The 26502-nt window shown below is 69.8% G+C and carries 27 protein-coding genes and 1 riboswitch; of the genes, 10 read left to right on the top strand and 17 right to left on the bottom strand.

Going from position 1 to position 26502, the window contains the following annotated elements; translation table 11 throughout:
• Positions 1-11 precede the first annotated feature (11 nt).
• Both BIX52_RS15290 and nth read left to right on the top strand, forming a co-directional pair.
• Positions 12-1202: an ABC transporter substrate-binding protein gene (locus tag BIX52_RS15290; protein ID WP_075221961.1), complete on the top strand. Its 1191-nt coding sequence runs from the start codon at positions 12-14 to the stop codon at positions 1200-1202.
• Positions 1199-2059, top strand: a complete 861-nt coding sequence (nth, locus tag BIX52_RS15285) for an endonuclease III (RefSeq protein ID WP_075221960.1) — start codon at positions 1199-1201, stop codon at positions 2057-2059. Before BIX52_RS15290 ends, nth begins: the two co-directional genes overlap by 4 nt.
• 94 nt (positions 2060-2153) lie before the next feature.
• On the opposite strand, the gene tolB is transcribed toward nth, so the two are convergent.
• The 9 genes from tolB to BIX52_RS15240 form a co-directional block, all read right to left on the bottom strand.
• Positions 2154-3482 carry a Tol-Pal system beta propeller repeat protein TolB gene (gene tolB, locus BIX52_RS15280; RefSeq protein WP_075222112.1) on the bottom strand — a complete coding sequence of 443 codons (1329 nt, stop codon included), beginning with the start codon at positions 3480-3482 and terminating at the stop codon, positions 2154-2156.
• Positions 3483-3655: 173 nt separating this feature from the next.
• Positions 3656-4705 (bottom strand): hypothetical protein, encoded by a 1050-nt coding sequence (locus BIX52_RS15275; protein WP_075221959.1) that lies wholly within the window; start codon positions 4703-4705, stop codon positions 3656-3658.
• 1 nt (position 4706) lies between these two features.
• Positions 4707-5084, bottom strand: coding sequence for an ExbD/TolR family protein (locus tag BIX52_RS15270; protein WP_483860501.1), 378 nt, complete (start codon positions 5082-5084; stop codon positions 4707-4709).
• A 204-nt stretch (positions 5085-5288) separates the two neighbouring features.
• On the bottom strand, positions 5289-5963 hold the full coding sequence (gene tolQ / locus BIX52_RS15265; protein ID WP_075221957.1) for a protein TolQ: 675 nt from the start codon (positions 5961-5963) through the stop codon (positions 5289-5291).
• A gap of 313 nt (positions 5964-6276) precedes the next feature.
• Positions 6277-6963 carry a Crp/Fnr family transcriptional regulator gene (locus BIX52_RS15260; RefSeq protein ID WP_075221956.1) on the bottom strand — a complete coding sequence of 229 codons (687 nt, stop codon included), beginning with the start codon at positions 6961-6963 and terminating at the stop codon, positions 6277-6279.
• Between the two features lie 160 nt (positions 6964-7123).
• Entirely contained in the window at positions 7124-7963 is an 840-nt protein-coding gene (locus BIX52_RS15255; RefSeq protein WP_171973590.1) for a L,D-transpeptidase, read from the bottom strand.
• Between the two features lie 142 nt (positions 7964-8105).
• The gene (locus tag BIX52_RS15250; RefSeq protein WP_075221955.1) at positions 8106-8927 is read right to left on the bottom strand and encodes a DUF2927 domain-containing protein; all 822 of its coding nucleotides are present in this window, start codon (positions 8925-8927) and stop codon (positions 8106-8108) included.
• Positions 8927-9838: a DUF6492 family protein gene (locus BIX52_RS15245; RefSeq protein WP_075221954.1), complete on the bottom strand. Its 912-nt coding sequence runs from the start codon at positions 9836-9838 to the stop codon at positions 8927-8929. The genes BIX52_RS15250 and BIX52_RS15245 overlap by 1 nt, the downstream gene beginning before the upstream one ends.
• Positions 9839-9995: 157 nt before the next feature.
• The gene (locus tag BIX52_RS15240) at positions 9996-11081 is read right to left on the bottom strand and encodes a BMP family ABC transporter substrate-binding protein (RefSeq protein WP_425426690.1); all 1086 of its coding nucleotides are present in this window, start codon (positions 11079-11081) and stop codon (positions 9996-9998) included.
• A 179-nt stretch (positions 11082-11260) separates the two neighbouring features.
• Positions 11261-11490: riboswitch (cobalamin riboswitch) on the top strand.
• A 49-nt stretch (positions 11491-11539) separates the two neighbouring features.
• Here BIX52_RS15240 and BIX52_RS15235 point away from each other — a divergent pair.
• On the top strand, positions 11540-12217 hold the full coding sequence (locus tag BIX52_RS15235; protein ID WP_075221952.1) for an energy-coupling factor ABC transporter permease: 678 nt from the start codon (positions 11540-11542) through the stop codon (positions 12215-12217).
• A gap of 46 nt (positions 12218-12263) precedes the next feature.
• Here the strand turns inward: BIX52_RS15235 and BIX52_RS15230 are convergent, their stop codons facing one another.
• Positions 12264-12764 carry a GNAT family N-acetyltransferase gene (locus BIX52_RS15230; protein WP_075221951.1) on the bottom strand — a complete coding sequence of 167 codons (501 nt, stop codon included), beginning with the start codon at positions 12762-12764 and terminating at the stop codon, positions 12264-12266.
• A gap of 155 nt (positions 12765-12919) precedes the next feature.
• Positions 12920-13621, bottom strand: a complete 702-nt coding sequence (gene ribA, locus BIX52_RS15225) for a GTP cyclohydrolase II RibA (RefSeq protein ID WP_075221950.1) — start codon at positions 13619-13621, stop codon at positions 12920-12922.
• Positions 13622-13815: 194 nt separating this feature from the next.
• On the opposite strand from ribA, the gene BIX52_RS15220 reads away from it, so the two are divergent.
• Both BIX52_RS15220 and BIX52_RS15215 read left to right on the top strand, forming a co-directional pair.
• Positions 13816-14385 carry a cytochrome b gene (locus BIX52_RS15220; RefSeq protein ID WP_075221949.1) on the top strand — a complete coding sequence of 190 codons (570 nt, stop codon included), beginning with the start codon at positions 13816-13818 and terminating at the stop codon, positions 14383-14385.
• The gene (locus BIX52_RS15215; protein WP_205647770.1) at positions 14382-15062 is read left to right on the top strand and encodes a RibD family protein; all 681 of its coding nucleotides are present in this window, start codon (positions 14382-14384) and stop codon (positions 15060-15062) included. The genes BIX52_RS15220 and BIX52_RS15215 overlap by 4 nt, the downstream gene beginning before the upstream one ends.
• Positions 15063-15150: 88 nt before the next feature.
• Here the strand turns inward: BIX52_RS15215 and BIX52_RS15210 are convergent, their stop codons facing one another.
• The 4 genes from BIX52_RS15210 to BIX52_RS15195 are packed head-to-tail and all read right to left on the bottom strand — an operon-like array spanning position 15151 to position 18487.
• Positions 15151-15930 (bottom strand): methyltransferase domain-containing protein, encoded by a 780-nt coding sequence (locus tag BIX52_RS15210; protein ID WP_075221948.1) that lies wholly within the window; start codon positions 15928-15930, stop codon positions 15151-15153.
• Positions 15927-17060 carry a glycosyltransferase family 4 protein gene (locus BIX52_RS15205; protein ID WP_075221947.1) on the bottom strand — a complete coding sequence of 378 codons (1134 nt, stop codon included), beginning with the start codon at positions 17058-17060 and terminating at the stop codon, positions 15927-15929. The genes BIX52_RS15210 and BIX52_RS15205 overlap by 4 nt, the downstream gene beginning before the upstream one ends.
• Complete coding sequence (locus BIX52_RS15200; RefSeq protein WP_075221946.1) at positions 17060-17458, bottom strand: 6-pyruvoyl trahydropterin synthase family protein; 399 nt, start codon at positions 17456-17458, stop codon at positions 17060-17062. The genes BIX52_RS15205 and BIX52_RS15200 overlap by 1 nt, the downstream gene beginning before the upstream one ends.
• Positions 17459-18487, bottom strand: coding sequence for a zinc-dependent alcohol dehydrogenase (locus tag BIX52_RS15195; protein WP_205647771.1), 1029 nt, complete (start codon positions 18485-18487; stop codon positions 17459-17461). It abuts the gene before it with no gap.
• 65 nt (positions 18488-18552) lie between these two features.
• Between BIX52_RS15195 and mdoH the strand changes: the two genes are divergently transcribed.
• A complete protein-coding gene (mdoH, locus tag BIX52_RS15190) occupies positions 18553-20367 on the top strand; it encodes a glucans biosynthesis glucosyltransferase MdoH (protein WP_157956235.1) in 1815 nt (604 codons plus the stop codon).
• 96 nt (positions 20368-20463) lie between these two features.
• The gene (locus BIX52_RS15185) at positions 20464-21246 is read left to right on the top strand and encodes an SDR family oxidoreductase (protein WP_075221945.1); all 783 of its coding nucleotides are present in this window, start codon (positions 20464-20466) and stop codon (positions 21244-21246) included.
• Between the two features lie 14 nt (positions 21247-21260).
• Here BIX52_RS15185 and BIX52_RS15180 read toward each other — a convergent pair whose 3' ends face one another.
• The gene (locus BIX52_RS15180; RefSeq protein ID WP_075221944.1) at positions 21261-22115 is read right to left on the bottom strand and encodes a metallophosphoesterase family protein; all 855 of its coding nucleotides are present in this window, start codon (positions 22113-22115) and stop codon (positions 21261-21263) included.
• Positions 22112-23038 (bottom strand): diacylglycerol/lipid kinase family protein, encoded by a 927-nt coding sequence (locus BIX52_RS15175; protein WP_075221943.1) that lies wholly within the window; start codon positions 23036-23038, stop codon positions 22112-22114. Before BIX52_RS15175 ends, BIX52_RS15180 begins: the two co-directional genes overlap by 4 nt.
• A 150-nt stretch (positions 23039-23188) precedes the next feature.
• Between BIX52_RS15175 and BIX52_RS15170 the strand changes: the two genes are divergently transcribed.
• The 3 genes from BIX52_RS15170 to BIX52_RS15160 are packed head-to-tail and all read left to right on the top strand — an operon-like array spanning position 23189 to position 26498.
• Positions 23189-24634: a YcjX family GTP-binding protein gene (locus tag BIX52_RS15170; protein ID WP_075221942.1), complete on the top strand. Its 1446-nt coding sequence runs from the start codon at positions 23189-23191 to the stop codon at positions 24632-24634.
• Positions 24631-26061 carry a YcjF family protein gene (locus BIX52_RS15165; protein ID WP_083660310.1) on the top strand — a complete coding sequence of 477 codons (1431 nt, stop codon included), beginning with the start codon at positions 24631-24633 and terminating at the stop codon, positions 26059-26061. The genes BIX52_RS15170 and BIX52_RS15165 overlap by 4 nt, the downstream gene beginning before the upstream one ends.
• Complete coding sequence (locus BIX52_RS15160; protein ID WP_075221941.1) at positions 26058-26498, top strand: DoxX family protein; 441 nt, start codon at positions 26058-26060, stop codon at positions 26496-26498. Before BIX52_RS15165 ends, BIX52_RS15160 begins: the two co-directional genes overlap by 4 nt.
• Positions 26499-26502 lie beyond the last annotated feature (4 nt).

The raw sequence follows: 26502 nt of genomic DNA, 5'->3' as shown, positions 1-26502 counted from the left end.
CGACACCGCCGATGCGCCAGACCCTCGCGGCCCTTCTCGCCGCCTTCCTGACCGCCGCGCCCGCCACCGCGCAAGAGGCGCCGGACCCGGCCGACTGGGCCGCCGTGCTCGCCGATGCGAAGGGCGAGACCGTCGACTGGTACGCATGGGGCGGCGAAACCCACATCAACGATTATATCGCCTGGGTGGGCGAGGAGGTGGCCGCCCGCTACGGCATCACCCTCAACCACGTGAAGCTCGCCGACACGGCGGAAGCGGTGACCCGCGTCCTGGCGGAGAAGACGGCGGGGCTGACCGAGGGCGGCGCCGTCGACCTCGTGTGGATCAACGGCGAGAACTTCGCCGCGATGCAGATGAACGGCCTGCTGATGGGCGGGCGCTGGGCCGAGGCGCTGCCCAACCGCGCCCTCGTCGACATGGACCGCTATGGCGCGGCGATCGAGCGGGACTTCGGCGTCGACGTCGCCGGAGAGGAGAGCCCGTGGGGCCGGGCCCAACTTGTGATGATCTACGATGAGGCGCGCACCCCGCAGCCGCCGCGCTCGCTGGCGGAGCTGGAGGGCTTCGTGGCGGATCACCCCGGCCGCTTCACCTATCCGCAGCCGCCCAACTTCACCGGCACCACCTTCCTCAAGCAGCTCCTTCTGGACCTCGTGCCCGACCGCGCGGTGCTCTACGCCCCAGCCGGCGAGGACGCCGACGCTCTGGTGCGCGACACGCTGGTTCCGGTGCTGACGCGGCTTCATCCCAACCTGTGGCGCTCCGGTGCGGCCTTTCCCTCCGGCGTCGCGGAGACGCGGGCGCTTTATGCGGACGGTGAAATCCTTCTCGCCCTGACCGGCAATCCGTCCGACGCGGTGGCCGGAGTGGCGGACGGGCTGCTGCCACCCGCCAGCCGCGTGGCGGCGTTCACGGGCGGGACGATCGGCAACGTGCATTTCGTGGCCATCCCGGCCAATGCGGGCGACAAGGCCGGGGCGCTGGTGGTGGCCGACTTCCTCTTGTCGCCGGAGGCGCAGGCGCGCAAGGCCGACCCTGCCGTGTGGGGCGATCCCGCGGTGATCGGCCTGGAGGCGCTGGACCCGGCGGATCGCGCGCTGTTTTCGGGCGAAGTCGCGGTCGACGCGCCGACACTCGCCGAGCCGCACGTTTCGTGGACGGAGGTGATCGAGCGGGTGTGGGACGAGGCCTTCCTCCGATGACCGACGACACCGGCGCGCCCGCCCCGAAGCGCACCCGCAGCGCGAAACCCGCCGCGCCCGAGCCGCGCGCCGCCGCGCCTGTGCCGGCCGAACCGATGCCGGCAACGCCCGCAACGGCGAAGCCTCTGAAGACCAAGCCCGTGGCGACGAAGGCGGCGACCAAACCCGCGGCGAAACCCAAGGTGCCGGCGAAGACGCTGAAGCGCAGGCGCTATTCCCGGGCGGAGGCCGACGCGCTCTTCCAGCGCCTGGCCGATGCGCTGCCCGAGCCGCAGACCGAGCTCGAGTTCACCAACCCCTACACCCTCGTCGTCGCGGTGGCGCTGTCGGCCCAGGCGACCGACGTCGGCGTCAACCGGGCGACGCGCGGCCTCTTCGCCGTGGCCGACACGCCGCAAAAGATGCTGGACCTCGGCGAGGACGCGCTGAAGGAGCACATCAAGACCATCGGCCTCTTCAACACCAAGGCCAAGAACGTGATGGCGCTGTCGAAGATCCTCGTCGAGGAGTTCGGCGGCGAGGTGCCGCAAAGCCGCGAGGCGCTGCAGATGCTCCCCGGTGTCGGCCGCAAGACCGCCAACGTGGTGCTGAACGTCGCCTTCGGGCAGCCGACCATCGCGGTGGACACGCATATCTTCCGCATCGGCAACCGGCTCGGCCTCGCCCCCGGCAAGACCCCGGACGATGTCGAGGCGGCGCTGGAGAAGATCGTTCCCGAGCGCTATCTGCGCGGCGCGCATCACTGGCTGATCCTGCACGGGCGCCACGTCTGCAAGGCGCGCCGCCCGCTGTGCGAGGCGTGCGTGATCTACGACCTGTGCAAGGCGCCCGACCGCCGCGAGCTGCCGCACGCCTGATCCCGCCCCGGCCGTGGCGGAGATGGGCCTTTGCCCCGCCACGAAAAAAGGGCCCCGAAAGGCCCTTTCGTCACGTCCGCGGGTCCGCCGCCGCTCACTTGCGGCGGGGCGACCATGCGGGGTCGGAGGCGAAGCTCTGCGTCTGCAAACGCCGCTCGTTGCGGCCTGACACGTTGACGGTCCAGATGCTCGGCCCCCCCTGCGGGCCGCCGGAATCGCGGAAGAAGGCGATGACGCGGCCGTTGGGCGCCCAAGTGGGCCCCTCGTTGTGGAAGCCCGAGGTGAGAATGCGCTCGCCCGACCCGTCAGGGTTCATCACGCCGATGGCGAAGCGCCCCTGGTCCTGCTTGGTGAAGGCGATGAGGTCGCCCTTGGGGGACCAGACCGGCGTCGAATAGCGCCCCGAGCCGTACGAGATCCGCTCCGCGGGGCCGCCGTTGGCGCTCATCACGTAGAGCTGCTGTGTGCCGCCGCGGTCACTCTCGAAGACGATGCGCGAGCCGTCAGGGGAGTAGGACGGAGCGGTGTCGATCGAAGGCGAATTCGTCAGCCGGCGCGGCTGGCCGCCGTTCAGCGGCATCGCGAAGATGTTGGAGTTGCCGCCTTCCTGCAGGCTCATCACCACGGTTCCGCCGTCGGGCGAGAAGCGCGGGGCGAAGCTCATGTTGGCGGCCTTGGACAGGAGCTGGCGCCGGCCGGTCTCCACGTCGAGCAGGAAGACCTGGGGCTGGGCGCCCTCGTAGCTCATGTAGGTGACCCATTGGCCCGCGGGGCTGAAGCGCGGGGTGAGCACCAGCGTGCTGCCGTCGGTCAGATAGGTGGTGTTGTAGCCGTCCTGGTCCATGATCGCGAGGCGCTTCACGCGGGCATTCTTCGGCCCCGATTCGGCGACGTAGACGATGCGGGTGTCGAAGTAGCCCTCCTCGCCGGTGAGCCGCTCGTAGATGGCGTCGGCGACGATGTGGGCCACACGCCGCCAGTTGTCGGGCGTGGTGAAGAACTGCTGGCCGACGACCTGCTGGCCCTGAAGCGGGTCCCACAGGCGGAAGTCGACACGCAGCCGCCCACCGCCTTCCTGGACGACGGAGCCGGCGACGAGCGCCTCCGCCCCGCTGGCGCGCCAGTTGGGGAACACCGGGACGGTGTCGACGCCCATGGTGGCCGCGGCATAGGTGGCGCGGTCGACCTCGGCGAAGAGGCCGGAGCCGACGAGGTCGGCGAGAACCACCTCGGAAATCTGCTGGCCGAGAGCGTCGCCGGCTTCGAACCAGGGGATGGCGATCGGCAGCGGGCGGACGTCGCCGCCGGTGACTTCGATCGAGACGAGCGCGCGCGCCGGGGTTGCGGCGGTCCCGATCACGGCCGCGGCCGCGACCAGGAGCTGACCGAGGGCCACGGCGATTGGCCTGATGCGCGAGATCATGAGCACACCCTTTATAAATTCATCTTCGTCCTAGGGCAGGAGGGCGGCGGCGGCCACCCCGCGAGGGCCCGGACAGGGGTTTCGGCGATGTGATGGACGATGGAAGGACGGTCGGTGCCGCCGGAGCGTCGGCCCCGGCGGATGGTCTGTTGCCGGGGCTGTCCGGCGGCGGCTCACCCGAACTCGCGCGGGTCGAAGGTCACCTGGAGCTCGCGCCACAGGTCGTACTGGCCGGGCGGCAGCCAATCATAGGGCGCGCAGCGGATGACGGCGCGGCGGGCGGCTTCGGCGGCGACGTCGAAGATCGGGCCGATGCCGCGGGCGCGTACGTCGTCGATGCCGAGAAGCCCGCCGTCCGGCGCCAGGCGGAACTGGACGACGATGGCCAGCTCCTCCTCCGCGCCGATGGCGACCGGGCGGATCCAGCACTCCCTCAGGCGGTTCATGAGAACATCCGTGAAGGTCGCGGTCTGGGGCGCATCGGCGCGTCCGTTGGCGGTGCCGGCGCTCGCCTGTGCGGCGCCGCTGCCGCCGCCGGACGGCGCCGTGCGGTTGATGAGGGACGAGATGCGGTCGGCGCTGAAGGCGTCCTCGCGCGGGGTCTCGGCCCGTGCCGTGCGGGTGCGGCGGGGCGGCGGCGTGGGGCGGCTGCGCGGCACCACGGTCTCGGGCACCGGCGGGGCGGCCTCCGCGGGTTCCGCCGGCGCCTCCGCGGCCTCGACGGGTTCGGGCTCCGGCGCGGGCTCCGGCGCTTCCACCACCTCGGCGGGCGTCTCGGCCGGCTCGGGCAGCGGCTCGGGCTCCGGCAGCGGCTCGGGCTCCGGTGCAGGCGGCGGGCTTTCGACCACCTCTTCCACCGGCTCGGCCTCCTCCGGCTGCGGCTCCGGCTCGCCCGCCTCCTCGGGAGCGCTCGATTCGGCCGCGTCGGCAATCGCGTTCTCCAGCGTCGCGATGCTGTCGGCGGGCTCGTCGGTGGTGCCGGGCATGGTCTCCGGCTCGGCCGGCGTCTCGGTCTCAACCGTTTCCGGGGCGGGGGCCATCACGACCTCCTGCTCCTCCGGATCGCCCGCGGTCACGTCCGTCGCCTCGTCGATGGTGATGATCTCGATCGGCAGGGCGGCGACGGGGGGCGTCGTGAATGCCTCGCTGTTCGGCAGCGTGAGGATCGCCGCGAGCAGGATTGCCAGATGCATCAGCGCCGAGGCGATGAACGCGGCGCGCATCTCAGCTCGCCTCCTCGGTCGTCACCAAGGCGAGGCGGTGATAGCCCGCCTGATTGAGCCGGCCCATGACGCGCATGATGATGCCGTAATTGGCCGCCGCATCACCGCGCACCTGAACGCGCTCTTCCAGGTTGCCGTTCGCCTCCTGGCCGAGACGGTCGACGAGCTGGGTGATCGCCACCTCCGCGTCGTTGACGTAGATCGCCCCGTCCGTGGTGATGGAGATGGTGATCGGATTGGTGCGCCCCTCGATGGGGTTGGCGCGGCTTTCCGGCAGGTCGATCGGCACGCCCACGGTGAGGAGGGGGGCCGCGACCATGAAGATGATGAGGAGCACCAGCATCACGTCCACGAAGGGCGTGACGTTGATTTCCGCCATCGGTTGGAAGCGTTGGCGGCGGCGTCCGCGGCGGCCGCCACCTCCGCCGCTGGAAGGCATACTCATACCCATGAAAGCCTCCTAAAGCTTGGACGGGCGGTGCGCCCGATGGGAGAGGCGACGCACCCGCTGGGACGGGCGATGCGCCCCGGAATGCGGCGCCGTGCGGCGCGGCCGAGGATAGAGGGGGCGGATGAACGGGGCCTAACGGCGCTCATCGATCTCGCGCGAGAGGATCGCCAGGAACTCGTCGGCGAAGCCTTCCATCTGGCCGGAGATGCGGCCGACATCGGTGGCGAGCTTGTTGTAGAAGATGGTCGCCGGAATGGCGGCGAGAAGTCCGAGCGCGGTGGCGAAGAGCGCCTCGGCGATGCCGGGGGCGACCACCGCGAGGTTGGTCGATTCGGACGCGGCGATGGCCTGGAACGAGGACATGATGCCCCACACCGTGCCGAACAGGCCGATGAAGGGACCCGCCGAGCCGACGGAGGCGAGCACCATGAGGCCGCGCTCCATCTGCTCGCCCTCGCGCGCCAGGGTCATCGACATCACGCGGTCGATGCGGTCGGCGAGGGAGGCGAGGGCGGGGCGGTTGCCCTCGTGGCTCTTCTTCCACTCGCGCATCGCGGCGACGAAGATGGCGGCCGTTCCGTCCGGCTCGTCCTCTTCGCGCGCCTGGTAGAGCTCCTCCAGCGACTGGCCGGACCAGAAGTCGTCCTCGAAGGCGTGGATGCGCGAGCGGATGCGCCGGAACGCCACGAGCTTGTAGAAGATGATCGCCCAGCACCACAGCGACGCGAACGCAAGCCCGATCATCACGAGCTTGACGACGATGTGCGCCTGCAGGAACAGGGAGAGCAAAGAGAATTCGTCACCCATGGGGCAGATTCCTCGCGCGAGCGAAAGGAGTCGCGCCGGCAAGGGCAAGCGGTCGTCGGGCCAACCGGCTGCACGTCACGTCGAAGCACTCCAAGAACAAAAGTCACAGTCAAGCGGTCTGGCACCGCATCGAGCCGCGGTCCCTCTAACGCGTTGCGCAGTGTGTGGCTAGAGCCATGCCAGGTTGCTGATCCGCTTCAGTGTGCCGATCTGACGCGGTGTTCTCGCACCGTTCGTGGTGGTGGCGCGACGGCGCGCGAAATGCCGCGCCCCGTCCCTCGGCCGGGCATGGCTTCGCGGCGGGGTGGCGCCGTCAGATGGCGGCGAGTGCGCGCAGCACCGAGGCGTCCTCGATGCAGTAGTAGCCGGAGATGCGCGAGACGTGTCCCTCGCGTTTCCAGTCGTTGAGGACGCGGCTGACATTTTCGCGCGCGGCACCCACCATCGCGGCGAGGTCGGCCTGGCTGATCTTGTGGTGAATGAGCGTGCGCCCCTGGCCCACATCCTTGCCGAAGAGGTCCGACAGGTGCAGCAGGGTCTGCGCCACGCGGCCCGCCAGCGGCAGCAGCGAGCGCGCCGCCAGCGTCGCGTTGGATGCGCGCAACCTCTTGCCGACGATGGTCAGCATGTGCCGGTAGACGGCGGGGTGATCGTCGGCGAAGCGGTAGACGGCCGCCTTGTCGAAGAAGGCGACGCGCGAGGCTTTCGCCGCGACCACGCTCGCCGACCGCGCCTCGCCGTCGAACAGCGACATTTCGCCGAAGATGGCGCCGGGGGAGAGGAGCGCCAGCACCTGCTCGCTCTCCTCGCCGCGCAGGACGACACGGAGCGAGCCTTCGAGCAGAGCATAAAAGCCGTCACCCGGATCGCCCGCCTCGAACACCGCCTGGCCGGCCTTCACCGGCCGCGTGCGAGCGACCTTGATCAGCTCCTCGGCCAGCTCCTCGGGCAGACCGTCGAGCGCGATGCTCTGGGACAGGACCTGCGGGTTGACGCGCATGATGCCTCCCTGTGCGGCCCCGTGGCCTCTCCTGCGGCGGGCGACAACTTAGGAAGGTCTCAACCTCCTTGGCAACGCAGAATCTTGTAGGCCGGTGCTACAAATATAAAAGCCGGGCCGCGGTGGCGGTCCGGCTTCTCGTCGCGTCAGACGGGGCGGCTCAGCGCTTGACGACGACCGTCGTGCCGACCCCGACGCGGTCGTAAAGATCCATGACGTCCTCGTTGCGCATGCGGATGCAGCCGGACGACACCTCGTGGCCGATGGTCCAGGGCGCGTTGGAGCCGTGGATGCGGTAGAGGGTCGAGCCGAGATACATCGCGCGGGCGCCGAGCGGGTTCTCCGGGCCGCCTTCCATGAAGGCCGGCAGCTCGGGCTGGCGCTTGCGCATCTGCGCCGGCGGGGTCCAGCCCGGCCACTCGCGCTTCATGGTGATCTTGTGCGTGCCGGCCCACTGGAAGCCGGGGCGACCGACGCCGACGCCGTAGCGTTTGGCCATGCCGCCGTCCATCTGCAGGTAGAGATACTTCTCTTCCGTGTCGATGACGATCGTCCCCGGCTTGTAGCCGGAGAAGGACACCTCCGTCGGCAGGAAGGCCGGGTCGATCTGGCGCGAGATCGGCCGGGTCATCTGCGGCGTCACCGCGGCGGTGCGCAGCGCGGGGGCGGCCTGCACCGGCGGCGGGGCCTGACGCACGGCCGTGACGGTCCCGTTCACCGGGACGAGGCGGCCGCTGATCATGCGATATTGCGGTGTCGGGGTCGCCACGGCGGCGGACATCACGGCCGCGTCCCGCGGGTCACGCTGGGCCGTGGAGGAGGTGACGCCGGGGGCCGTGGCGGTCACCGGGGTGGCCTCGACGGTGGCGCCTGCGCGCTGCTCCTGCAGCGTCTGAAGCCACCACCGGCGGTCCGCATCGGCGGCCGCGGGCAAGACGAATGACACCGCCAACGCCACACCGATCGTGCCGCTGGCAAGATTATAGAAAGGTTTGGACATACGGCACACTCCTCCGCGCATATGCTGGTCACTCACGCTGACAGGCATGGGCATACGAGAACACCATATGTCCGCGCTGGTTATTGGTTCCCAGTCACGGGCCCGTGAGGTCGCCTTTTCACGGCCGAATGTGGCCTTATGGTTACGGCCGGGTAAACGCCGCGTGGGCTGCAATGGCCGGACGGTGCGCCATGATTTCGGGCAGTCGCAGTCGCGCATCGGCGATCACGGCCGGCAAAATCGCCGAAACCTGGTCGATCGTCATCCCGGCTTGCACCCGCGGGTCGTACAGCATGTTGAGGATATACCAGTCAAACACACTGAAGACGTTCACGTCGGAACTGTCGTTGAAGATGCTGTCGGGTAACAAATCGCTGTCGTTGGCGGGGCCGAGCGACTGGGCGATTTCCTCGACCATGCAGTGGGCGAGCGGCAGGAAGCCTTCGTCGGCGACGAGGAAGACGAACGCCTTCTCGATCCCCGCGCGACGCGCCGCGATCACGGCCGAGCAGGCATTGCTCTCCAGGAACGCCGTATCGACGCCCGGCCAGACCTTGGCGCGGATGGTCGGCACATAATCGCGCCGGGCGACGAGGAAGACGGTCATCGCCGGGTCTTCGCCGGGTGCGGCCTCGACCAGGGTGAGGCCCTCCACCGCGCCCGACAGCTCGGCCATGAAGGCCCGCACGCTGGCCGACTGGTTGGGCCGCGTCGCCGAGACGATGGTGTAGCTCACCGGGCCGGTGAACTTCTTCACGACGCTGGCCGCCTCGATATCGCGCGGGGTGGATCCGACCTCGGCTCCGAAGACGGTGAGGAGGAAGCCCTGGATGAGCTCGTCGTCGCCGTAGGGTGTCTGTGCCGCGGCCGGTGACGGGGCCGCGGACAGCGCCAACAGGGCGCAAAGGCCGATGCGTTGCACGAGGCGGGTGATCGGCCGGGCGCTCCGGCGGATCCGTCCCATCACGCAAGGGCCGCGTTGGTGCGGATGGCCGCCATCGCCGCGCGACGCCGCTCCACCGGCCACTCGCTGGTCGACTGGATGAGCACCGCGACATGGTCGCCCGTCAGGCCGTGGAGGAAGGCGTCGTAGCCCTCCGGGGTGGCGGTGTCATAGACCCAGTCGCCGAGGCAGAAGCTCTTCGTGGTCTCCGCGTGGCCGGTCTCGCCCTTCAGCACATGGCGGCAATAGATGCCGTAGATGACGTATTCGGCAAACGACGACTGGCGCAGCAGCGTCTCGTGGAAGGGCCGCCCGCCGACCTCCTCGATGCGCGCGCGCACCTCCGCCAGACGGTCGGCCCGCCAGCAGATGCCGGCGCCGATATAATTGTCGTGCGCGAACGGGAAGCGGTCGATGCCGAGAAGGTCGCAGGCGACGTCCTGCCACCCCTGGTACTGGGCGACGTTCTCGTAGATGCAGTCCGGCTCGTAGAGGAAGCGCAGCTTGCCGTCGATGAGGAAGGTCTCGGCCGAGAAGGGGCGCACGAAGGCGATGTCACTGTCGAGGAAGACGGTGCCCTCGGCGTCGGTCACCCTGTGGGCGGACATCTTGATGACCTGCTGGATGACCCAGCCGCGCGTCACCGTGAAGGACGGCGTCATGTAGAGCGGGCGCAGGCGCTTGTGCCACAGGCCGGGGATGCCGATCCGCGTCGGCAGCGGCAGCTTGGTGAGGCGCGTCGGCAGCACCTCCTCGTCGGCCATGATGCGCCGGTTCGGCCCGCCGAGCGGGGCGAACAGCGCCCGGTCCGCCGCGGGGACGATCAGGATGTGCTCCATGTCGTCGGTCATGTAGGTGTCGATCGAGCGGCAGAGGTCGGCGCAGAGGGGATAGTCGCGGCTGAAACTCGGCGTGATCAGCGCGAGGCGCATGGCGTTTGGTTCTCCCTCGCCCTCCCGCGGGGCCTCCGCCGGACGGATCCTGCGGCGCTCCGATTATGTCGCGCCTGCACGGTCAGGCAAGCGCCCGTGGTCCATTGGCCACAGGCGCCGCGCCGATCGGTGCGGGGGCGTTGGTCGAAGGCGGGCCTTATTGGGGAAGCTGGCCGTCGACGCCCTCGACGTAGAAGTTCAGGCCGAGAAGCTCACCCTCTTCGGCTTCCACGCCGTCTTCCAGCCAGACCGTGCCGTCCTGCTTGTTGATCGGCCCGGTGAAGGGCTCGAGCTCGCCGGACGCGATCGCAGCGACGGTCTCGGCCGCCTTCGCGGCGACCTCTTCGGGCATGTTGGTGAAAGGCGCCATGGCGACGTTGCCGGTGTCGAGGCCGTGCCAGCTGTCCTGCTGCTCCCACGTGCCGTTCATCACCGCGCCGACGCGCTCGATGTAGTAGGGCGCCCAGTCGTCGACGATCGCGGTGAGCTGCGTCTCAGGGCCGAAGGCGATCTGGTCGGACGCCTGGCCGAAGGCGTGCACGCCGCGCTCGGCTGCCACCTGCATCGGCGCCGTGGAGTCGGTGTGCTGGGTGATGATGTCGACGCCCTGGTCGATGAGGGCGCGGGCCGCGTCCGCCTCGCGCGGCGGGTCGAACCAGGTGTTCACCCAGATGACCTTCAGCGAGAAGTCCGGATCCACCGACTGCGCGCCCAGAAGGAAGGCGTTGATGCCGCGCACGACCTCCGGGATCGGGAAGGAGGCGATGTAGCCGGCCATCCCGGTCTCGGACACCGCGGCCGCGATCTGCCCGATCACATAGCGGCCTTCGTAGAATTTCGAGTTGTAGGTGGAGACGTTCGGGTGGTCGCGCTTGTAGCCGGTGGCGTGCTCGAACTTGATGTCGGGGAAGCGGCCGGCGACCCGGTTCGTGGCGTCCATGAAGCCGAACGATGTGGTGAAGATGATGTCGCAGCCGGAGCGGGCCATGCGCTCGATGGCGCGGGCGGCGTCGGCGCCTTCGGCCACGTTCTCCAGGAACGCGGTCTCGACCTTGTCGCCATACTCCGCTTCGACCGCCTTGCGGCCCTGGTCGTGCTGGTAGGTCCAGCCGAAATCGCCGACCGATCCGACATAGATGAAGCAGGCCTTGGTCTTGTCCTGCGCGGCGGCGGGCGTGACGGCCCCTACCGCGGCCCCGAGGGCAGCCGTGGCGGCCAGAGCGAAGAGTGGCGCAAAACGCATCATATCGGGCTCGTCTGTTGTGCGTGACGCGGGACGGTAGCGTCCCCGCAAGGCGGGCGGAAGAGCCTCGGTTGCGTCATTATTGGGCGTATTGTGCCGTTCTGGGCGGCATAAGGCCGGAGATCGTCCGGTTTTTGCCCTGCGGCCGCAGACGGCGCTTGCGTCGCAGCGCAGACTGACCGATTTTGCCCAGCGATGGTTCCCGCCCCGGCAAACGCTGTGGGGCGGGTGAAAAGGGAACACGGTGCGGCGTACCCATCAGGGACCAAGACCGTGGCTGCCCCCGCAACTGTGAGCGGTGAGCGAGATCCCCGAATGCCACTGGCCCCGGTTCATCCCGGCCGGCCGGGAAGGCGGGATCGAGCGGCGACCCGCAAGCCAGGAGACCTGCCATCGACGCCGCGGGGTTCGCCCCGCATCCCCAACTCCCTGCACGGTGGGTGCAGAAAGGACAACACATGCATATCGAACCCGGAATCGTCCACGGCGCCAAGATGATGCTCAGCCTGGCGACGGCCGCGGGCGGCGCCGTCGTCGCCGGCAAGCTCGCCTTCGACACGGTCCGCCAGGACGGTGTGAGCGCGCTTCTGAGCCGCAGCGTCATCGCGACGGCGGCCGTCTTCTGCTTCTTCCAGGTGCTGCCGCACTATCCGGTCGGCGTCTCCGAGGTCCACTTCATCCTCGGCTCCACGCTGTTCCTGATCCTGGGCGGCGGCCCGGCCGCGATCGGCCTCGCCGCCGGCCTCCTCCTCCAGGGCCTCTTCTTCGCCCCGGCGGACCTGCCGATGTACGCCGTCAACGTCACCACGCTGCTCGTCCCGCTGTGGGCCGTCAGCGTCATCGCCAAGCGGATCATCGCGCCGAACACGGCCTATGTGGACCTCACCTACCGTCAGGCGCTGGTGCTTTCGACCACCTACCAGGGCGGCATCGTCGCCTGGGTCGCCTTCTGGGCCTTCTACGGCCAGGGCTTCGGCGCGGCGAACCTCGAGAGCGTGGCCTCCTTCGGCGGCGCCTACATGCTGGTGGTTCTGGCCGAGCCGCTGGTCGACCTCGCCGTGCTGGCGGGCGCCAAGATGGGCGCGGGCGTGCTGGGCTCGGCGCTCGTCTCGCGCCGCGTCTATCAGGCGGCCTGATCCGGCGCGCCGGGCGCTGCGGCGCCCGGCGTCTCGCAAGGTCGTTTCAGAGGCTCGTTTCGGGCCAGGGCAGGGCGGCGAGCCGCCCTTCCACCGAGCGGCGCAGCGGCCGCTCCATCAGCCGGTGACGCTCCACCGGCCCCGGCATCTCCACCTGGTTCCAGATCTGCACGAAGCCGGACGGCGCATAAAAGGCCGGGTCGCCGACGAGAAGGATCGCATCCGCCTTCGTCTCAGCCGCCGCGGCAATCGACTGGTGCAGAAGCGCGCGGCCGATCCCCTGCTTGGCCGCCGTCTCCGCCACCGCCAGGGGGCCGAGAAGGTAAGCCGGGCGATCCCCCACCATCACCGCAGTCTGCCGGATGGCGCCGATCACCAGTCCATTGCGGTCGGCGACGAAGGACACGCGCGGGTCGTGCATCACCCCCTCACGCAGCCGGTAGGCCGTGCGGGAGAAGCGGCCCGGCCCGAAGGCGATGCCGTAGAGGGCTTCGACGTCCTCGTCGTCGTCCTCGTCTTCAGCGCGGATGATGAGGCCGGGCGGCAAGGGGCGTCCGCGAATGTCCTGAAAATTATGCAGCGGGAGATTATGCAGCGGAGCGAGCCGTCAGCCGGTTGAGCGTATCGTCATGAAGGCCGCTACCACGCAGCGCCGGACCCCGGCAAGAGACCGGCGCGCGCCCGAGCACACGGCGCGCGGCCTCACCGCTGGTAGGTATAGCCGCGCGCGATCTTCTCGGCGAACTCCTCGGCCGCGCGCGCCGACATCGACCCGCACCACAGGTCCTTCGTCTCGTCGATCGTGACGCCCTCGGCGGCGATATCCTCGATCTTGCGCGGGTTGCCCGTCACGAGCTGAACCGACGCGATGTCGAGCGCCTTCAAGAGCTTGCCGGCGATGTCGAAGGAGCGTTCGTCCACGTCGAAGCCGAGCGCGAGGTTCGCTTCGTCGGAGGTGTGGCGGCGCGCGGTGCGCTTGCCCTTCACGAAGCCATATTGGAGCGCCAGGCAGTCGAGCTTGGCACGCATGCCGATCCCCCGCCCCTCCTGGCGAAGGTAGATGAAGAGGCCTTCCCCGCGGGCCTGCATCTCCTCCATCGCCACGCGCATCTGGCTGCCGCAGTCGCACATGGAGGAGCCGAACGCGTCGCCCAGCAAGCATTCCGAATGGAGCCGCGTCAGAACGTTCCGGGCGCCGGAAAATTCCTGCATCACCGCCTTGTGGATGTCCGCCTCGCCCGCCCAATCGCGTTTGCTGAAGAGGATGGCGAGGTGGGGGAAATCGCCCATCGACAGGCCGAGCGGCTCGAAGGCGACGCAGGCGACGACTTCCCGCCGGATCTCCAGCGGCGTGACGGCGACGAGGTTCAGCCCGGCGAAGGAGAGGGCTTCGGACAAGTGCATCAACGTTTCATCTCCAGCAGCCCATTTAGGAATTGGGTTTGCCAATGTCGTCCCGACACACCATGGTCGGGCGGCGCCGTTATGCAACCCAGGCGCACAGCGGCGGAAGCACCCGCGACCGCCGACATGGATAGTTTGGGGCTGAACGACGGTCGCGACCAGATGGGCGACAGACCGCCGCAGGGAGACCCGCGATGACCACAACGCCCGCCGCCGGCCCCCCGGCTCACCTTCATTATGGGGCGCTCGCACGCACCTTCCACTGGGTCAGCGTGCTTGCGGTCGCCTTCATGCTCGTAACCGGGCTGACGATGACATGGCGCGGCAACGATCTCGGCATCTGGGACGGGCTCACCAACGGGCTCTATTCCAGCCACAAGCTGGTCGGCTTCCTCATCCTGTGGCTGACTCTCCTGCGGGTGCTTAACCGCTTGATATTTGGGGCGCCTCCGCCCGTGCCGATGCCCGCCTTGCAGAAGGCGGTGGCCGGGCTGACCCACGTTGCCCTTTACGGGCTCCTCGTCCTCCTGCCGCTGCTCGGGTGGTATGCGGTTTCCCTCTTCCCCGCCCGCACGGTGTTCGGCTGGTTCGATCTGCCCGCGCTCGCCGCGCCCGACAAGGTGTTCTACGAGACCGTCGCCGATTGGCACGCGACGGCGGCCTTCGTGCTGATGGGGGTCGCGGGACTTCACATCGCCGCTGCTTTTTATCACCTCATTGTGAAGCGGGACGGCGTGTTTCAACGCATGTGGGGCGGCCGTTGATCCCTCCTTCGGCAACCGTCACCGCGCTGGCCGAAGCGGCGCGGCGGGGCGACCCGATGGTGGTGGCGCAGCTCGGCCAGTCGCTCGACGGGCGCATCGCCACCCCCACGGGACATTCCCACTACATCAACGGACCGGAGGCGATCGCGCTGCTGCATGCGTTGCGCGCCAACGTCGATGCGGTGGTCATCGGCTCAGGCACCGCGCGGGCGGACGATCCGCAACTCACCGTGCGCCATGTGGAGGGACCGAACCCTGCGCGCGTCCTCATCGACCAGCGCCGCTCGGCGGGGGCCGCGCTGCGGCTGCTGGCCGACGACGGCAGCCGGCGCATCGTCTTCGGCCCGGCGCTCGCGGACGATCCGGCCGGCGTGGAAACGATCGACGCGCCCGCGCCGCTGTCGCCGGCGACGATCGTCGGCGCTCTGGCCGAGCGCGGCATGAGGCGCCTCCTCATCGAGGGCGGCGCTGCGACGGTGAGCGGCTTCATCGCCGCCGGGGCGATCGACCGGCTGATGGTGCTGGTCGGACCGATCATCATCGGCTCCGGGCCGACAGGGATCGCGCTGCCGCCGATCGCCCGGCTCGACGAGGCGATCCGCCCGGCGATGGAGGTCACGCTCCTCTCCGGCGGTGACGTCGTGTTTGATTGCGACCTGCGCCGCGGACACCGCTGAGGCTGGACACCGCTGAGGCTGGACAACGCCGAGGCTGGACACCGTCGAGGCGGGCGCCCCTGAGACGGGGGGCGCCGGAACGCGGCTGTCAGAAGGTGGCGAGGTGGTCGCGGTGGCCGACGAAGACGGTGGCCGCGGTGCGCCGTGCGGCCCGCCAATTGTCGATCGCGTCGGCCTGGTCCGGCATCATCTCGCGCGCGGCGGCGGCCCAGCCGTCGAACTTGGCTTGCATCAGCTCGTTGTCCTGACGGGCCTCCAGCCGCCACGGGCTGTCGTCCTCCAGCACGGTGGCACCATAGCGGCGCAACGTGGCGGTCAACGTGTCAGAGGCGTCCGGCCCCAGCGCACGGCCGAACGATTTCTCGCCGCGCTGGTGAGCGTTGAAGGCGTCGATCATCGCCGCGTCGAAGGGGTGATCGGGCGTCACCTTCAACCGACCGTCGTAGGTGAGAACCGAGAAGAGCGGCGTCTTCTGGCGGGCGAGGGCGCTTGCCAGCCGGTCGACGAAGGCTTCGGACACGATGTCGAACAGCGCCGAGGCGGTGACGATGTGGGGGTGCTCGGTCCACAACGGTTCGACCATCAGGTCCGCGTGGTGAAGCGCGATCCTGAGCCCGCCATGATGCTCCAGATTGACCTTGGCGCGTTTCAGAAGCTCGGCGTCGGCATCGACCAGCGTCCAGTCCTGGGGCGGGCGGATCTTGGGGAAGAGCTCGCGCACGTTGGCGCCGGTGCCGGACCCGAGGTCGATCACCTTGAGCGGCCGGGGGAGCGCGTCGGTCAGGTCGGCGAGGCGTTCGGCGAGGTCGGACCGGGCCCTGCGGTCGGCCTTCGCGCGCAGGGCCAGCCAATCGGCACTGAAGCTCATGAGAGGACCGTCTGTGTGGCGGTGGCCGATGGCGCGGTGCCGTCGCCGGCGGCGGATGGCGTGGCGCTGTGCGAGGCCGGGGCGCGGGAGGCGGCCTCCAGCCGGCGGGCGATGAGGGCGGCCGATTCGGCCCAGCTCGACGCGGAGCGGGCGGCCTCACGCGCACCGTGCGACAGGCGGGCGGCTAAAGCCGGTTCCGTCAGCACACGGCGCAGCGCTGCCGCGAGGGCGGCGGAATCGTCGACGTCGACGAGAAGGCCGGCGCTGTCCGGCACGACGGAGGGCACGGCACCTCCGCGCGTTCCGACGACCGGCAGGCCCGAGGCCATCGCTTCCAGGAAGACCATGCCGAACCCTTCATAGCGCGTTGCAAGGGAGAAGACGCTGGCGGCCCGGTAATGCGCGCGAATGTCCTCCTCGCTCAATGCGCCGGCGAGAGAGGCCCGGCCACCGAAATGCGAGATCTGCCGCTCCAACGCGGCAGTCAATGAACTATCCCAGGTTTTAGAGCCGATGACAACGGCACGCCAAGGGTGATCCATCAGGCGGCCGAGGGCATCCAGCAGAACATCATGGCCTTTGCGGCTGATGATCGAACCGACCGAGACGATCAGCGGGACCGCGTCACCCTCCGGGGACGGGTCGCGTTGCTGGAACCACGACGGATCGAGACCGGGGACGGCGACGTCGATCCGCTCCGGCGGCACGGCGTAGTCCGCCAGCAGAGTGTCGCGGGTCGGCTCGCTGGTGACGACGACACCGGCGGCGGCGGTGAGGGCCGCCGTCTCGCGGCTGCGGTGGGCGGCCGCGGCGGCGGGGGAAAGGCCCGTCTCCAGCGCCAGCGGGTGATGGATCAGCGCGACGAGCGGCGCGCGCACGCTCCGCAGCCCCTCCACCGGCAACGCGCTGAAGGCGAGGCCGTCCACCAGAACGGCGTCCGCCTCCAGCGCGGCAAGGGTCGCGATTGCCGCCTCGGCCTCCTCCGGCAGCGGGTCCGGGAAGCCGCCGTTCAGCACGACGTGGTCGACCTCGTGCCCCGCCGCGCGAAGCTCGGCGAGGATGCGTCGGTCGTAGCGATAACCCCCGGTCGGCGTGTCGATGTCGCCGGGAATCGCGAAGGCGATGCGCATCAGAGCGCGGCCTCGTACCAGGCGCGGGCGATGTGCGACTCGTTCAGCGTGACGCGGATCTTGGCGACGGCTTGTCCGTCCTCGCCGAGCGTGCCGTCACGGCAGGCGGCGGCCAGCTTGTCGAAGATCCAGCGGCACAGCACCTCGGTCGTGGAGCGCTGCGAGGCGAAGTCCGGCAGTTCGTCGAGGTTGGCGTAGTTGAGCGTCGACAGGATCGCCTTCAGCGTGTCGGTGGCAAGGCCGATGTCGATGACGATGTCGTTCGGGCCGAGCCGTTCGGCGAAGAATGCGGCGTCCACCACGAAGGTCGCCCCGTGCATCTTCTGGGCGGGTCCGAACGCCTCGCCGGGCAGACTGTGGGCGATCATGATGTGGTCGCGGACTTCGAGGGCGTACATTCAGGTCTCCGAGGAATAATCGAGGGTGATGGCGAGGGGGCCATCGTCCCGCAAGAGACGCGGCAGTGCGGCCGGCGCCTCGCTGAGCGTCAAAGAATGGGTCAGGAGATGGTCGAGGCGAGGGTCGGCGAGCAGCGACAGGGCCGCGGCGATGCGGCGCGCGAAGTCCCAGCGCGGCGCCTTGGCGGCAGGCAGTCGGCCGACTTGCGAGGAGACGATGGAGAGGCGGCGCGCGTGGAAGGGGCCGCCGAGGGGGACCGCTGTCTCACCCTCGCCGAGCCAGCTCGCCTCGACGATGCGCGCCTCGACGCCCGCCGCCTCGATCGCGGTGGCGAGCGCCGCACCGTTGCCGCTGGCGTTGATCGCGACGTCGACGTCCCGCGGCGGCTCGGCGGCGAAGCGCGCGCCGATCGCCTCGGCCACGGCGCCCTTGGCGGGGTCGCGGTCGACCACCGTCACCGTGACGGCGGGCATGCGGCCGAGGATATGGGCGACGCACAGCCCCACCACGCCGGCGCCGATGACGAGCACCCTGTCGCCGGGCGCCGCCCCCGAATCCCAGACGATGTTGAGCGCGGTCTCCATGTTGGCGGCGAGGGTGGCCCGGCGCGCCGGCACATCCTCCGGCACCCTGTTGGCGGCCCCCTCCGGAACTACGCTGAGGCTCTGATGCGGGTGGAGGGCGAACACCCGCTCGCCGATGCGCGCGGCAGGGCCCGCGACGATGCGTCCCACGAGGGCGTAGCCGTACTTCACCGGGAACGGGAAATCCCCCTCCTGAAAGGGGCAGCGCATTCGCTCGGCCTCCGAGGCGGGCACGCGCCCTTCGGCCACGAGACGCTCGGTGCCGCGGCTGATCGCGGAGTGTTCGGCGGCGATGGCGACCTCGCCCGGCCCCGGCGCGGCTGAGGGGGCGGTCCGGACGCTGAAGCGGTGCCTGCCATCACACCAAAGTGCTTTGGCTTGTCGCACCGTCATGGACGAATTCTGTGCAGTGTCCATATCGCCCGTCGTGAGGTTGAACGTCATTTCGTATCGCGCGGATGGCGCTGTCCTTGCTACGTGGTGCAGGAAGAGAAAAGGCCAACATTGCAATGGTTGAAATGACACCGGCCGGGAAACCCGCGTGGCTCTCGCCCCTTCGCGAGATCAGCGGCGGCGATGACCTGCCGAAGCGTCTCTTCCGGCGACGGATCATCTTCGCGGTCCTCAACCTCGTCACGGTGGCGGGTCTGGGGGCGGCAATGGCGGGCCTCATGTTCGGCGGCGGCATCAGCCTCAGCGGTGCGGTGATGTGGGTCGCCTTCGTCATCACCCTGCCGTGGCTCTCGATCGGGTTCTGGAACGCCATCATCGGCACCCTGCTGATCGCCCGCGGGCCGGTGCCGAACGATCCCTTGGCGTTGGACGAGGCGACCGGCAGCGCCATCACCACCCGGACCGCCATCGCGATGACGCTGCGCAACGAGGACGTCGCGGTGGCGACGCGCCGCCTCAAGCTGATGTTCGAGGAGCTGGAGGCCGAGGGCGAGGCGGAGCATTTCGACATCCACATCCTGTCCGACACCAACGACCCGGCGATCGCCGCGGAGGAGGTCGACACCGTCGCCCGTTGGCGGCGCGAGAGCGCGCGGCCGGGGCAGATCTTCTACCGCCGCCGGATGGACAATGCGGGTTACAAGGCCGGGAACATCCAGGAATTCTGCGGCCGTCACGCGAACGACTACACCTTTTTCCTGACGTTGGACGCCGACAGTTACATGTCCGCCCGCACCGTGCTGCGCCTGGTGAGAACCATGCAGGCGGCGCCGCGGGTCGGAATTTTGCAGACGCTCGCCATCGGCACGCCGTCGACGTCGATGTTCACGCGCACCTTCCAGTTCGGCATGCGCCACGGGATGCGGGCCTTCACCGCAGGCTCGGTGTGGTGGACGGGCGATTGCGGACCCTACTGGGGACACAACGCGCTGATCCGCATGGCCCCTTTCCACGCGCACTGCCACCTGCCGGTGCTGTCCGGGACGGGGCCTCTCGGCGGGGCGATCATGAGCCACGACCAGGTCGAAGCGGTGATGATGCGCCGCTGCGGCTACCATGTGCGCGTGATCGCCGAGGAGAGCGAGAGCTGGGAGGAGAACCCGCCGACGCTGCCCGACTATGTCCGCCGCGATCTCAGATGGTGCCAGGGGAACTTCCAGTATTTGTGGCTCATCGGCATGCCGGGGCTGAAGCCGATCAGCCGTCTGCAGCTCGCGCTCGCGGTCGTCATGTTCCTCGGCGCCCCGGCGTGGATGACGTTCATCGTGTTGGGTGCGCTGACCATCCTCGGCGGCGGCGTTGCGGGGGTGCCCGAGGGGTGGGGGCTCGCCCTCGTCGGCGTGGTTCTCTTCATGTGTTTCGCGCCGAAGATCATGGGCCTGCTCGCAACCATTGCGAGCCCCAACCAGTCGCGCCGTTATGGCGGGCGGGTGAAGACCGCGCTCGGCGGCCTGTTCGAGCTTTTCGCGTCGACGCTGATGGCGCCCGCGGTGGCCTTCGCGACCGCCGTCTTCGCCTTCGGCCTCCTGTTCGGCAAGCGGATCGAGTGGCAGGCGCAGGCGCGGTCCGTGCGCAGCATCACCTGGGGCGAGGCGCTGTCCACCTTCCTGCCGCAGACGCTGTTCGGCACGGCGCTCCTCGTCATCATCCTGAGCGGGGCGCCGCAGATGATCTGGTTCGCGCTGCCGGTGGTCGCCGGGCTCGTCCTCGCCGCGCCCTTCGCGGTGGTGACGGCACACCCCGCCGTCGGCCGGGCGATGACGCGGGCGGGGATCTGCGCCATCCCCGAAGAGCACGCCGAGCCGGTGTCGTTGACGCGCCTGCGCCAGACGCCGATGCCGCCCGCCGAGGTCCAGGCCGCGGCGGCCTGAGGCGGATCCGTCGATAGTGCGGATTCCCCGGCGCCTTAATCCGTCTTAGGACGGGACGGCGCCGGGTGGCGGCGATCGACGACGGATGGACGGACTATGACGGATTTACCTGCCGGTCTCGCGGCCTTTTCGCTGACGGGGCGCACCGCCCTCGTGACGGGGTCCAGCCAGGGGATCGGCTACGCGCTTGCCGAGGGTCTCGCAGCTGCGGGCGCCGCGGTGATCCTGAACGGACGTGACGCGGCCAAGCTGGACGCCGCAGCCGCCCGCCTCGCCGATGCCGGAGCCCCGGTCACGACCCTCGCCTTCGACGCGACCGACCACGCCGCCGTGCGCGCCGCGGTGGACGCGGTGGAGGCCGACGGCCGCGCCATCGACATCCTCGTCAACAACGCCGGGATGCAGCATCGCGCGCCGCTGGAGGAGTTCCCCGCCGAGGCGTTCGAGCGGCTGCTGGCGACCAACGTCACCAGCGTGTTCAACGTCGGCCAGGCGGTCGGGCGGCACATGATCGGCCGCGGGCGGGGCAAGATCGTCAACATCGCCTCGGTGCAGACGGCGCTGGCGCGGCCGGGGATCGCGCCCTACACGGCCTCCAAGGGCGCTGTCGCCAACCTCACCAAGGGCATGGCGACGGACTGGGCCAAGCACGGCCTCAACATCAACGCCATCGCGCCCGGCTATTTCGACACGCCGCTGAACGCCGCCCTTTCCAGCGACCCGGTGTTCACAGGGTGGTTGGAGAAGCGCACGCCGCAGGGCCGATGGGGCCAGCTTCCCGAGCTCGTGGGGGCGTGCGTCTTCCTGTCCTCGGAGGCGGCGAGCTTCGTCAACGGCCAGACGCTGTTCGTGGACGGCGGCATGACCGCCTGCGTCTGACCGCGGGAGGCCAGTCAGGCGGCCATGGCGGAGGGGCGGGCGATCGCGACCAGCGCCGCGTCCGCCCGGCGCCAGGCCGCGCCGGTCCAGGTGATCGGGTGAACCTCCAGGCGGCCGCCCTCGATCTCGATCAGATTGAACGAGTTGGCCTCGTCGCGGGTGCGCGAGGAGAGCGCGGTTCCGGCCTGGATCACCGTCACCTTGTGGGCAGGCTCGCCCGCCTCGGCGACGACGGCGGATTGGCCCGCCTCGGTCTGGAAGGCGGCGGCATAGGTGCGGTGAAGGTGGCCCGCGGTGACGAGGTCGACACGCTGGGTGACGAAGGCGTCCAGCGCCTTGTCGGCCCGGTGGACGATCGCCTTGGGCCGGTTGGCAAGGTCCGCACCCTCCTCGTCGAGGAAGGGGTGGTGCGCCACGACGATGCGAAAGGCACCGGGCTTGGCGCCGCGAAACCGCTCGCCGAGCCTGTTGATCTGCGTACGCGACAGGCTGCCGTGCGACCAGTCGAGCTTCAGCCGCATGCGCCGCGCGGTGTTGAGGCCGACCACGGCGACGTCGGGCCCGAACCAGGACGGCTCGAGTTCCTCGCCGACATAGCGGTGCCAGCGGCGATAGGGCCGCAGCATGCGCTCGGGGATGTTCCAGGGCGTCAGGTCGTGATTGCCGGGAACCGACAGGGTCGGGGCGTGAAGGCGGTCGATGAAGGCCCGTGCGCGAGCGAATTCGTCATGCTTTGCGGCCAGCGTCAGGTCGCCGGACAAAATCACGAGGTCGAGCTTCAGGCGGTTCAGAAAGTGGAGAAGGGACTCGGTGGTGGCCGGGTCTTCCGATCCGAAATGCAGATCGGAGACCTGTGCGATGCGCGTCACGACGCCTCCGTTACTCGGGTCTCAGGGGGGTGCTCGGCCACGGGCGGGGCGAACACCTGGATCTCGCCTTGCACGATGGTCACCTCGGCGGGGGAGGGGATCAAGGTGTCTTCGCCGTCCAGCATCGCATGCATGCGCCGGCGCGGGCCTTTGATGGTGGCGCGGGTGGCGACCACCTTGTCGATCTGATCGTCGCTGGCGAGTTGGCCGAAGGCGCCGCGCAGCAGCATGCGCGCGACATCGGCGCCGGTCTTGGGATGAATGGCGAAGATGGTCATGTTGCCGCCGTCCACCGTCTCGCGCCGGGGTCGGGGCAGCATCTGCGTGCCGAGCGTGCCGACGAGGAGGGCGAAGGACGGCGACGTCAGCTCCGTCATGCCGCCTTCGTCCCGCAGCGCCGACAGGGAGAGCTTGGGGTCGCGCGGCAGCGTCGTCAGCGCGTGAGCGGCGAGCCAGATGCGGTCGAGCGCGCTCATCTTGCCGCGGCGCGCCTCGCGGTGGACGCCGATGCGCACCGGCAGCCCGGTGAAGAGCGTGTGCAGGAAGACGTGGTTTTCCACGCAGCCATAGTCGACGTTTCGGGTGTGGCCGCTCGCGATCACCTGCGCAGCCTCGTCGGGGTCCTCGGGAATGCCGAAATCGAGGGCGAGGAGGTTCATGGTGCCGGCGGGCAGGATGCCGATCGGCCGGCCGTGGCCGCGGTGCGTCTCGATGGTGGCGCGGATGGTGCCGTCACCGCCGGACACGATGATGATGTCGTCCGGCGCCTCGCGGCTGGCGACGAGCTGCTCGCCGAGGTCGCCGGGCATCGGGTTGACGGTGATGCCCGCACGCTCGAGCGTCGCGATCGTCGCGTCCCTGGCGCCCTGCGAGGTGAGGTGGCGGCCGGAAGAGGCGTTGAAAATCAGAGCTGCCGACGGCATCGGTTTTTCCGCGAATGGTGTAAGCGTCCAACGCGCGAGGCTTGTGATTTGTTGCGTGGCGGCGTGTTTTGCGTGCGGTGGCCCCATCGCCGGGTGTTCACGCGGGCCATTGGCGCTTAAGGGGACGGGAGTCGGCGAAGGGGGCTGTTCGTGCGTGAGCGTTGGCGGCGGATCGGTGATGAGGCCTTGTTGGCGGCGGGCGCCGTGGGCGAGCGGCTGGGCGAGGCTTTCGCGCCGTCGCTGCGGCTCGGCGTCACCGGCCTGTCGCGCTCCGGCAAGACGGTGTTCCTGGCGACGCTCGTTCACAACCTCGTCCATGGCGGCCGCCTCCCCTTGTTCGCGCCCTATGCCGAGGGGCGTCTCTCCTCCGCCGGGCTCGCCCCGCAGCCGGACGACGAGGTGCCTCGCTTCCCATACGAGGACCACGTCCGCGCGCTGGTGGACGACAGGGTGTGGCCGCGCTCGACCCACAAGATCGCCCAGCTTCGGGTGACGATCGAGTATGAGAGCGCGCGGGTCTTCTCGCGCCGCTTCGGTGCCGGGAAGCTGCACCTCGACCTGGTGGATTATCCGGGCGAATGGCTGCTCGACCTTCCCTTGATGCATCTCGACTACCGCCAATGGTCGCGCGAGGCGATGGAGGAGGCGGCGCGCCGTCCGGCCGACGCCGCGCCCTTCCGCGCCGCGCTGGAGGGGATCGACCCCGAGGCCCCGGCGCGCGAGGCGGACGCCCAGCGCCTCGCCGAAGCCTTCACGCGCTACCTGAAGGACGCGCGGGCGGACCCCAACGCGCTCGCCTCGCTGCCGCCCGGCCGTTTCCTGATGCCGGGCGACATGGAGGGTTCGCCCGCGCTCACCTTCGCGCCGCTGCCTCTGAGCGCCGAAGAGGCCGCGCAAGGCTCGCTTCACGCCATGATGGAACGGCGCTACGAGAGCTATAAGACCCACGTCGTCAAACCCTTCTTCAAGGATCACTTCGCAAGGCTCGACCGGCAGATTGTTCTGGTGGACGTGCTGGCGGCGCTGAACGGCGGGCCGCAGGCGCTGGACGAGCTGCGCCGGGCGCTGCGCGCGGTTCTCGCCTGTTTCCGCACCGGCAAGATGTCCTTCCTCGGCGCGCTGGTGGACCGGCGGATCCAGAAGATCCTGTTCGTCGCCACCAAGGCCGACCACATCCACCACGCCGATCACGACCGGCTGGAGCGCATCCTGCGCCACCTCGTCGCCGAGGCGATAGACGCGGCCGAGTTCGCCGGGGCCGAGGTGGACGTGATGGCGATGGCGGCGGTGCGTGCCACCCGCGAAGCCTCGGTGACGCGCGGCGGGGAGACCTATCTCACCATCGCCGGAACGCCGATGGAGGGGCAGAAGATCGGCGACCGCGTGTTCGACGGCATCAAGGAAGTCGGCCTCTTTCCGGGCGATCTGCCGGACGATCCGCGCGCCGTGTTCGAGGCGCCGCGCGACGAATATGGCGTCACGACGCTCCGCTTCCGGCCGGGCAAGATCGAGACGGAGGGGGCGCTGACGCTCTCGCTGCCCCATATTCGTCTGGACCGCGTGCTTCAGTATCTGATCGGGGACCGTCTGCAATGACCAAGCGCCGCCCCATCGTCTTCGATATCGAAGATGTCGAGTTCGACGAGGACGACGACGATTTCGCGCCGGAGTCCGACGCCTTCGGGGCACTGTCCGACCCCGATCCGCGTCAGCCGCACATGCAGCCGCCGCCCGCGGCCGCGCCGGCACCGCGGCGGGGGCCGGCGGCCGAGCCGCGTGCCGCCTTCGCGTCCGACAACGCCGCCGCGCGGGGCTCGGCCGAGCCCGCTTCGGAGCGTGCGCGGCCGTCCGCGGTTGGTCAGAACGCGCCGTTCGAGGCGGACGATCGCGCCGCCGGCGGCTGGGACGGCGAGGATTGGGACGATGCCGCGGACGCCGCCTATTCCGGCGCCGCGACGGCCGAGGGCGCGCCGTCCGGCGGGGCTGCGGCGCAAGGCGGGCGCACCGCTGGGCGCACCGCCCCGCGCGACGGGGGCGGCCTCTTCCGCCGCCGCGGCACCGCACGGCAAAGGGGCGATGCACGGTCCCGCCGCGAGGCGGAGCCGATCGCCGTGCCCGAGGCGCGCGGCGCCGCCGTCGTCACGCCAGAGCCGCTGAAGCGCCGCCGCCGCTGGAGCTGGCTCGGCCTCTTCACCGCCGGCATTTCCGGCCTCACGGGCCTCGCCCTCACCGTCTCCCTCTTCGCCTTCGTGGAGGACCTCTTCGCCCGCGGGCCGTGGCTCGGCTACCTCGCCGCCTCGCTGGCGGTGCTGGCCACCACCGGCCTCGTCGGCATGATCCTGCGCGAGTGGCTGGCCATCCGCCACCTCAAGGTGCTGGAGGACCTGCGCCGCCGGGCCGACGACGTCATCACCACCGACGACCCGCGCGACGCGAGAGCCGTCATCACCGACCTCATCGCCACCTACGAGGACCGGCCGACCTTGGCGCGCGGCCGCAAGTCGATGAAGGGCCACATGCGCGAGGTGATCGACGGGCGTGACCTCATCGCGCTGGGCGAACGGGAGATGCTGGCCCAGCTCGACCGGCAGGCGGTGACGCAGATCGTCTCGGCCGCGCGCCGTGTGGCGGCGGTCACGGCGCTGTCGCCGCGCGCGCTGGTGGATGTCGGCTACGTCATCTTCGCCTCGCTCTCCATGGTGCGGCAGATCGCGACGATCTATGGCGGGCGGCCTGGGACGCTCGGCTTCCTGCGCGTGCTGCGCCACGCCATCGCCCACCTCGCGGTGACCGGCGGCATGGCGGCCACCGATTCCCTCATCGGCGAAGTGATCGGCAAGGGCATCGCGGCCAAGCTCTCGGCGCGCCTCGGCGAAGGCATCGTCAACGGCCTCATGACGGCGCGCCTCGGCCTCGCCGCGCTCGACGTGTTGCGCCCGCTGCCCTTCCACGGCACCCGCCGCCCGCGCATCAACGACGTGATGAGCGAGATCGCCAAGATCGCGCCCAAAGACGACAAGTGAGCGACGGCGGCGGCCGGTCCGCCGCCCGCTGGCGCGCCGTGGCCGCGTGGGGCTTCGCGGTCTTCTTCCTCACCGCGGGTGTCCTGCATTTCGTCGCGGTGGAGGCGTTTGCGCGCATCGTCCCGCCGTGGCTGCCGGCGCCGGAAGCCATCGTGCGGCTCACCGGGGCGATGGAGATCGCCTTCGCCGCCGGCCTCGCCGTCCCGCGCTGGCGCCGCGTCACGGGCCGGGTGCTGGCGCTCTATCTCCTCGCCGTGCTGCCGGCCAACGTCTACATGGCGCTGGAGCGCATCCCGGTCGGCGGGGCCGTTCTGCCGGACTGGGCGCTGTGGGGCCGCGTCGCGCTGCAATTCCCGCTGATCGCCGCCATCCTCGCCGTCACCGCCGCGCCGCTCCGCTCCTCGCACAAGGAGCGCTCGCCGACAGGCCCGTCCTGATGCT

This window comes from Acuticoccus yangtzensis, assembly GCF_001927245.1.
Classification (GTDB): Bacteria; Pseudomonadota; Alphaproteobacteria; order Rhizobiales; family Amorphaceae; genus Acuticoccus; species Acuticoccus yangtzensis.
This window is presented reverse-complemented; position numbering and strand designations above follow the sequence as displayed.

Coding starts and splice junctions, on each gene's coding strand:
- BIX52_RS15255 (WP_171973590.1), bottom strand. CDS start 7,963: ATGTCCAAACCTTTCTATAATCTTGCCAGCGGCACGATCGGTGTGGCG.
- mdoH (WP_157956235.1), top strand. CDS start 18,553: ATGGTTGAAATGACACCGGCCGGGAAACCCGCGTGGCTCTCGCCCCTT.
- BIX52_RS15275 (WP_075221959.1), bottom strand. CDS start 4,705: ATGCGCGCCGCGTTCATCGCCTCGGCGCTGATGCATCTGGCAATCCTG.
- tolB (WP_075222112.1), bottom strand. CDS start 3,482: ATGATCTCGCGCATCAGGCCAATCGCCGTGGCCCTCGGTCAGCTCCTG.
- BIX52_RS15200 (WP_075221946.1), bottom strand. CDS start 17,458: ATGTACGCCCTCGAAGTCCGCGACCACATCATGATCGCCCACAGTCTG.
- BIX52_RS15175 (WP_075221943.1), bottom strand. CDS start 23,038: ATGCCGTCGGCAGCTCTGATTTTCAACGCCTCTTCCGGCCGCCACCTC.
- tolQ (WP_075221957.1), bottom strand. CDS start 5,963: ATGGGTGACGAATTCTCTTTGCTCTCCCTGTTCCTGCAGGCGCACATC.
- BIX52_RS15270 (WP_483860501.1), bottom strand. CDS start 5,084: ATGGCGGAAATCAACGTCACGCCCTTCGTGGACGTGATGCTGGTGCTC.
- BIX52_RS15195 (WP_205647771.1), bottom strand. CDS start 18,487: ATGACGTTCAACCTCACGACGGGCGATATGGACACTGCACAGAATTCG.
- BIX52_RS15290 (WP_075221961.1), top strand. CDS start 12: ATGCGCCAGACCCTCGCGGCCCTTCTCGCCGCCTTCCTGACCGCCGCG.
- BIX52_RS15235 (WP_075221952.1), top strand. CDS start 11,540: ATGCATATCGAACCCGGAATCGTCCACGGCGCCAAGATGATGCTCAGC.
- ribA (WP_075221950.1), bottom strand. CDS start 13,621: ATGCACTTGTCCGAAGCCCTCTCCTTCGCCGGGCTGAACCTCGTCGCC.
- nth (WP_075221960.1), top strand. CDS start 1,199: ATGACCGACGACACCGGCGCGCCCGCCCCGAAGCGCACCCGCAGCGCG.
- BIX52_RS15220 (WP_075221949.1), top strand. CDS start 13,816: ATGACCACAACGCCCGCCGCCGGCCCCCCGGCTCACCTTCATTATGGG.
- BIX52_RS15260 (WP_075221956.1), bottom strand. CDS start 6,963: ATGCGCGTCAACCCGCAGGTCCTGTCCCAGAGCATCGCGCTCGACGGT.
- BIX52_RS15185 (WP_075221945.1), top strand. CDS start 20,464: ATGACGGATTTACCTGCCGGTCTCGCGGCCTTTTCGCTGACGGGGCGC.
- BIX52_RS15240 (WP_425426690.1), bottom strand. CDS start 11,081: ATGCGTTTTGCGCCACTCTTCGCTCTGGCCGCCACGGCTGCCCTCGGG.
- BIX52_RS15250 (WP_075221955.1), bottom strand. CDS start 8,927: ATGGGACGGATCCGCCGGAGCGCCCGGCCGATCACCCGCCTCGTGCAA.
- BIX52_RS15165 (WP_083660310.1), top strand. CDS start 24,631: ATGACCAAGCGCCGCCCCATCGTCTTCGATATCGAAGATGTCGAGTTC.
- BIX52_RS15210 (WP_075221948.1), bottom strand. CDS start 15,930: ATGAGCTTCAGTGCCGATTGGCTGGCCCTGCGCGCGAAGGCCGACCGC.
- BIX52_RS15205 (WP_075221947.1), bottom strand. CDS start 17,060: ATGCGCATCGCCTTCGCGATTCCCGGCGACATCGACACGCCGACCGGG.
- BIX52_RS15245 (WP_075221954.1), bottom strand. CDS start 9,838: ATGCGCCTCGCGCTGATCACGCCGAGTTTCAGCCGCGACTATCCCCTC.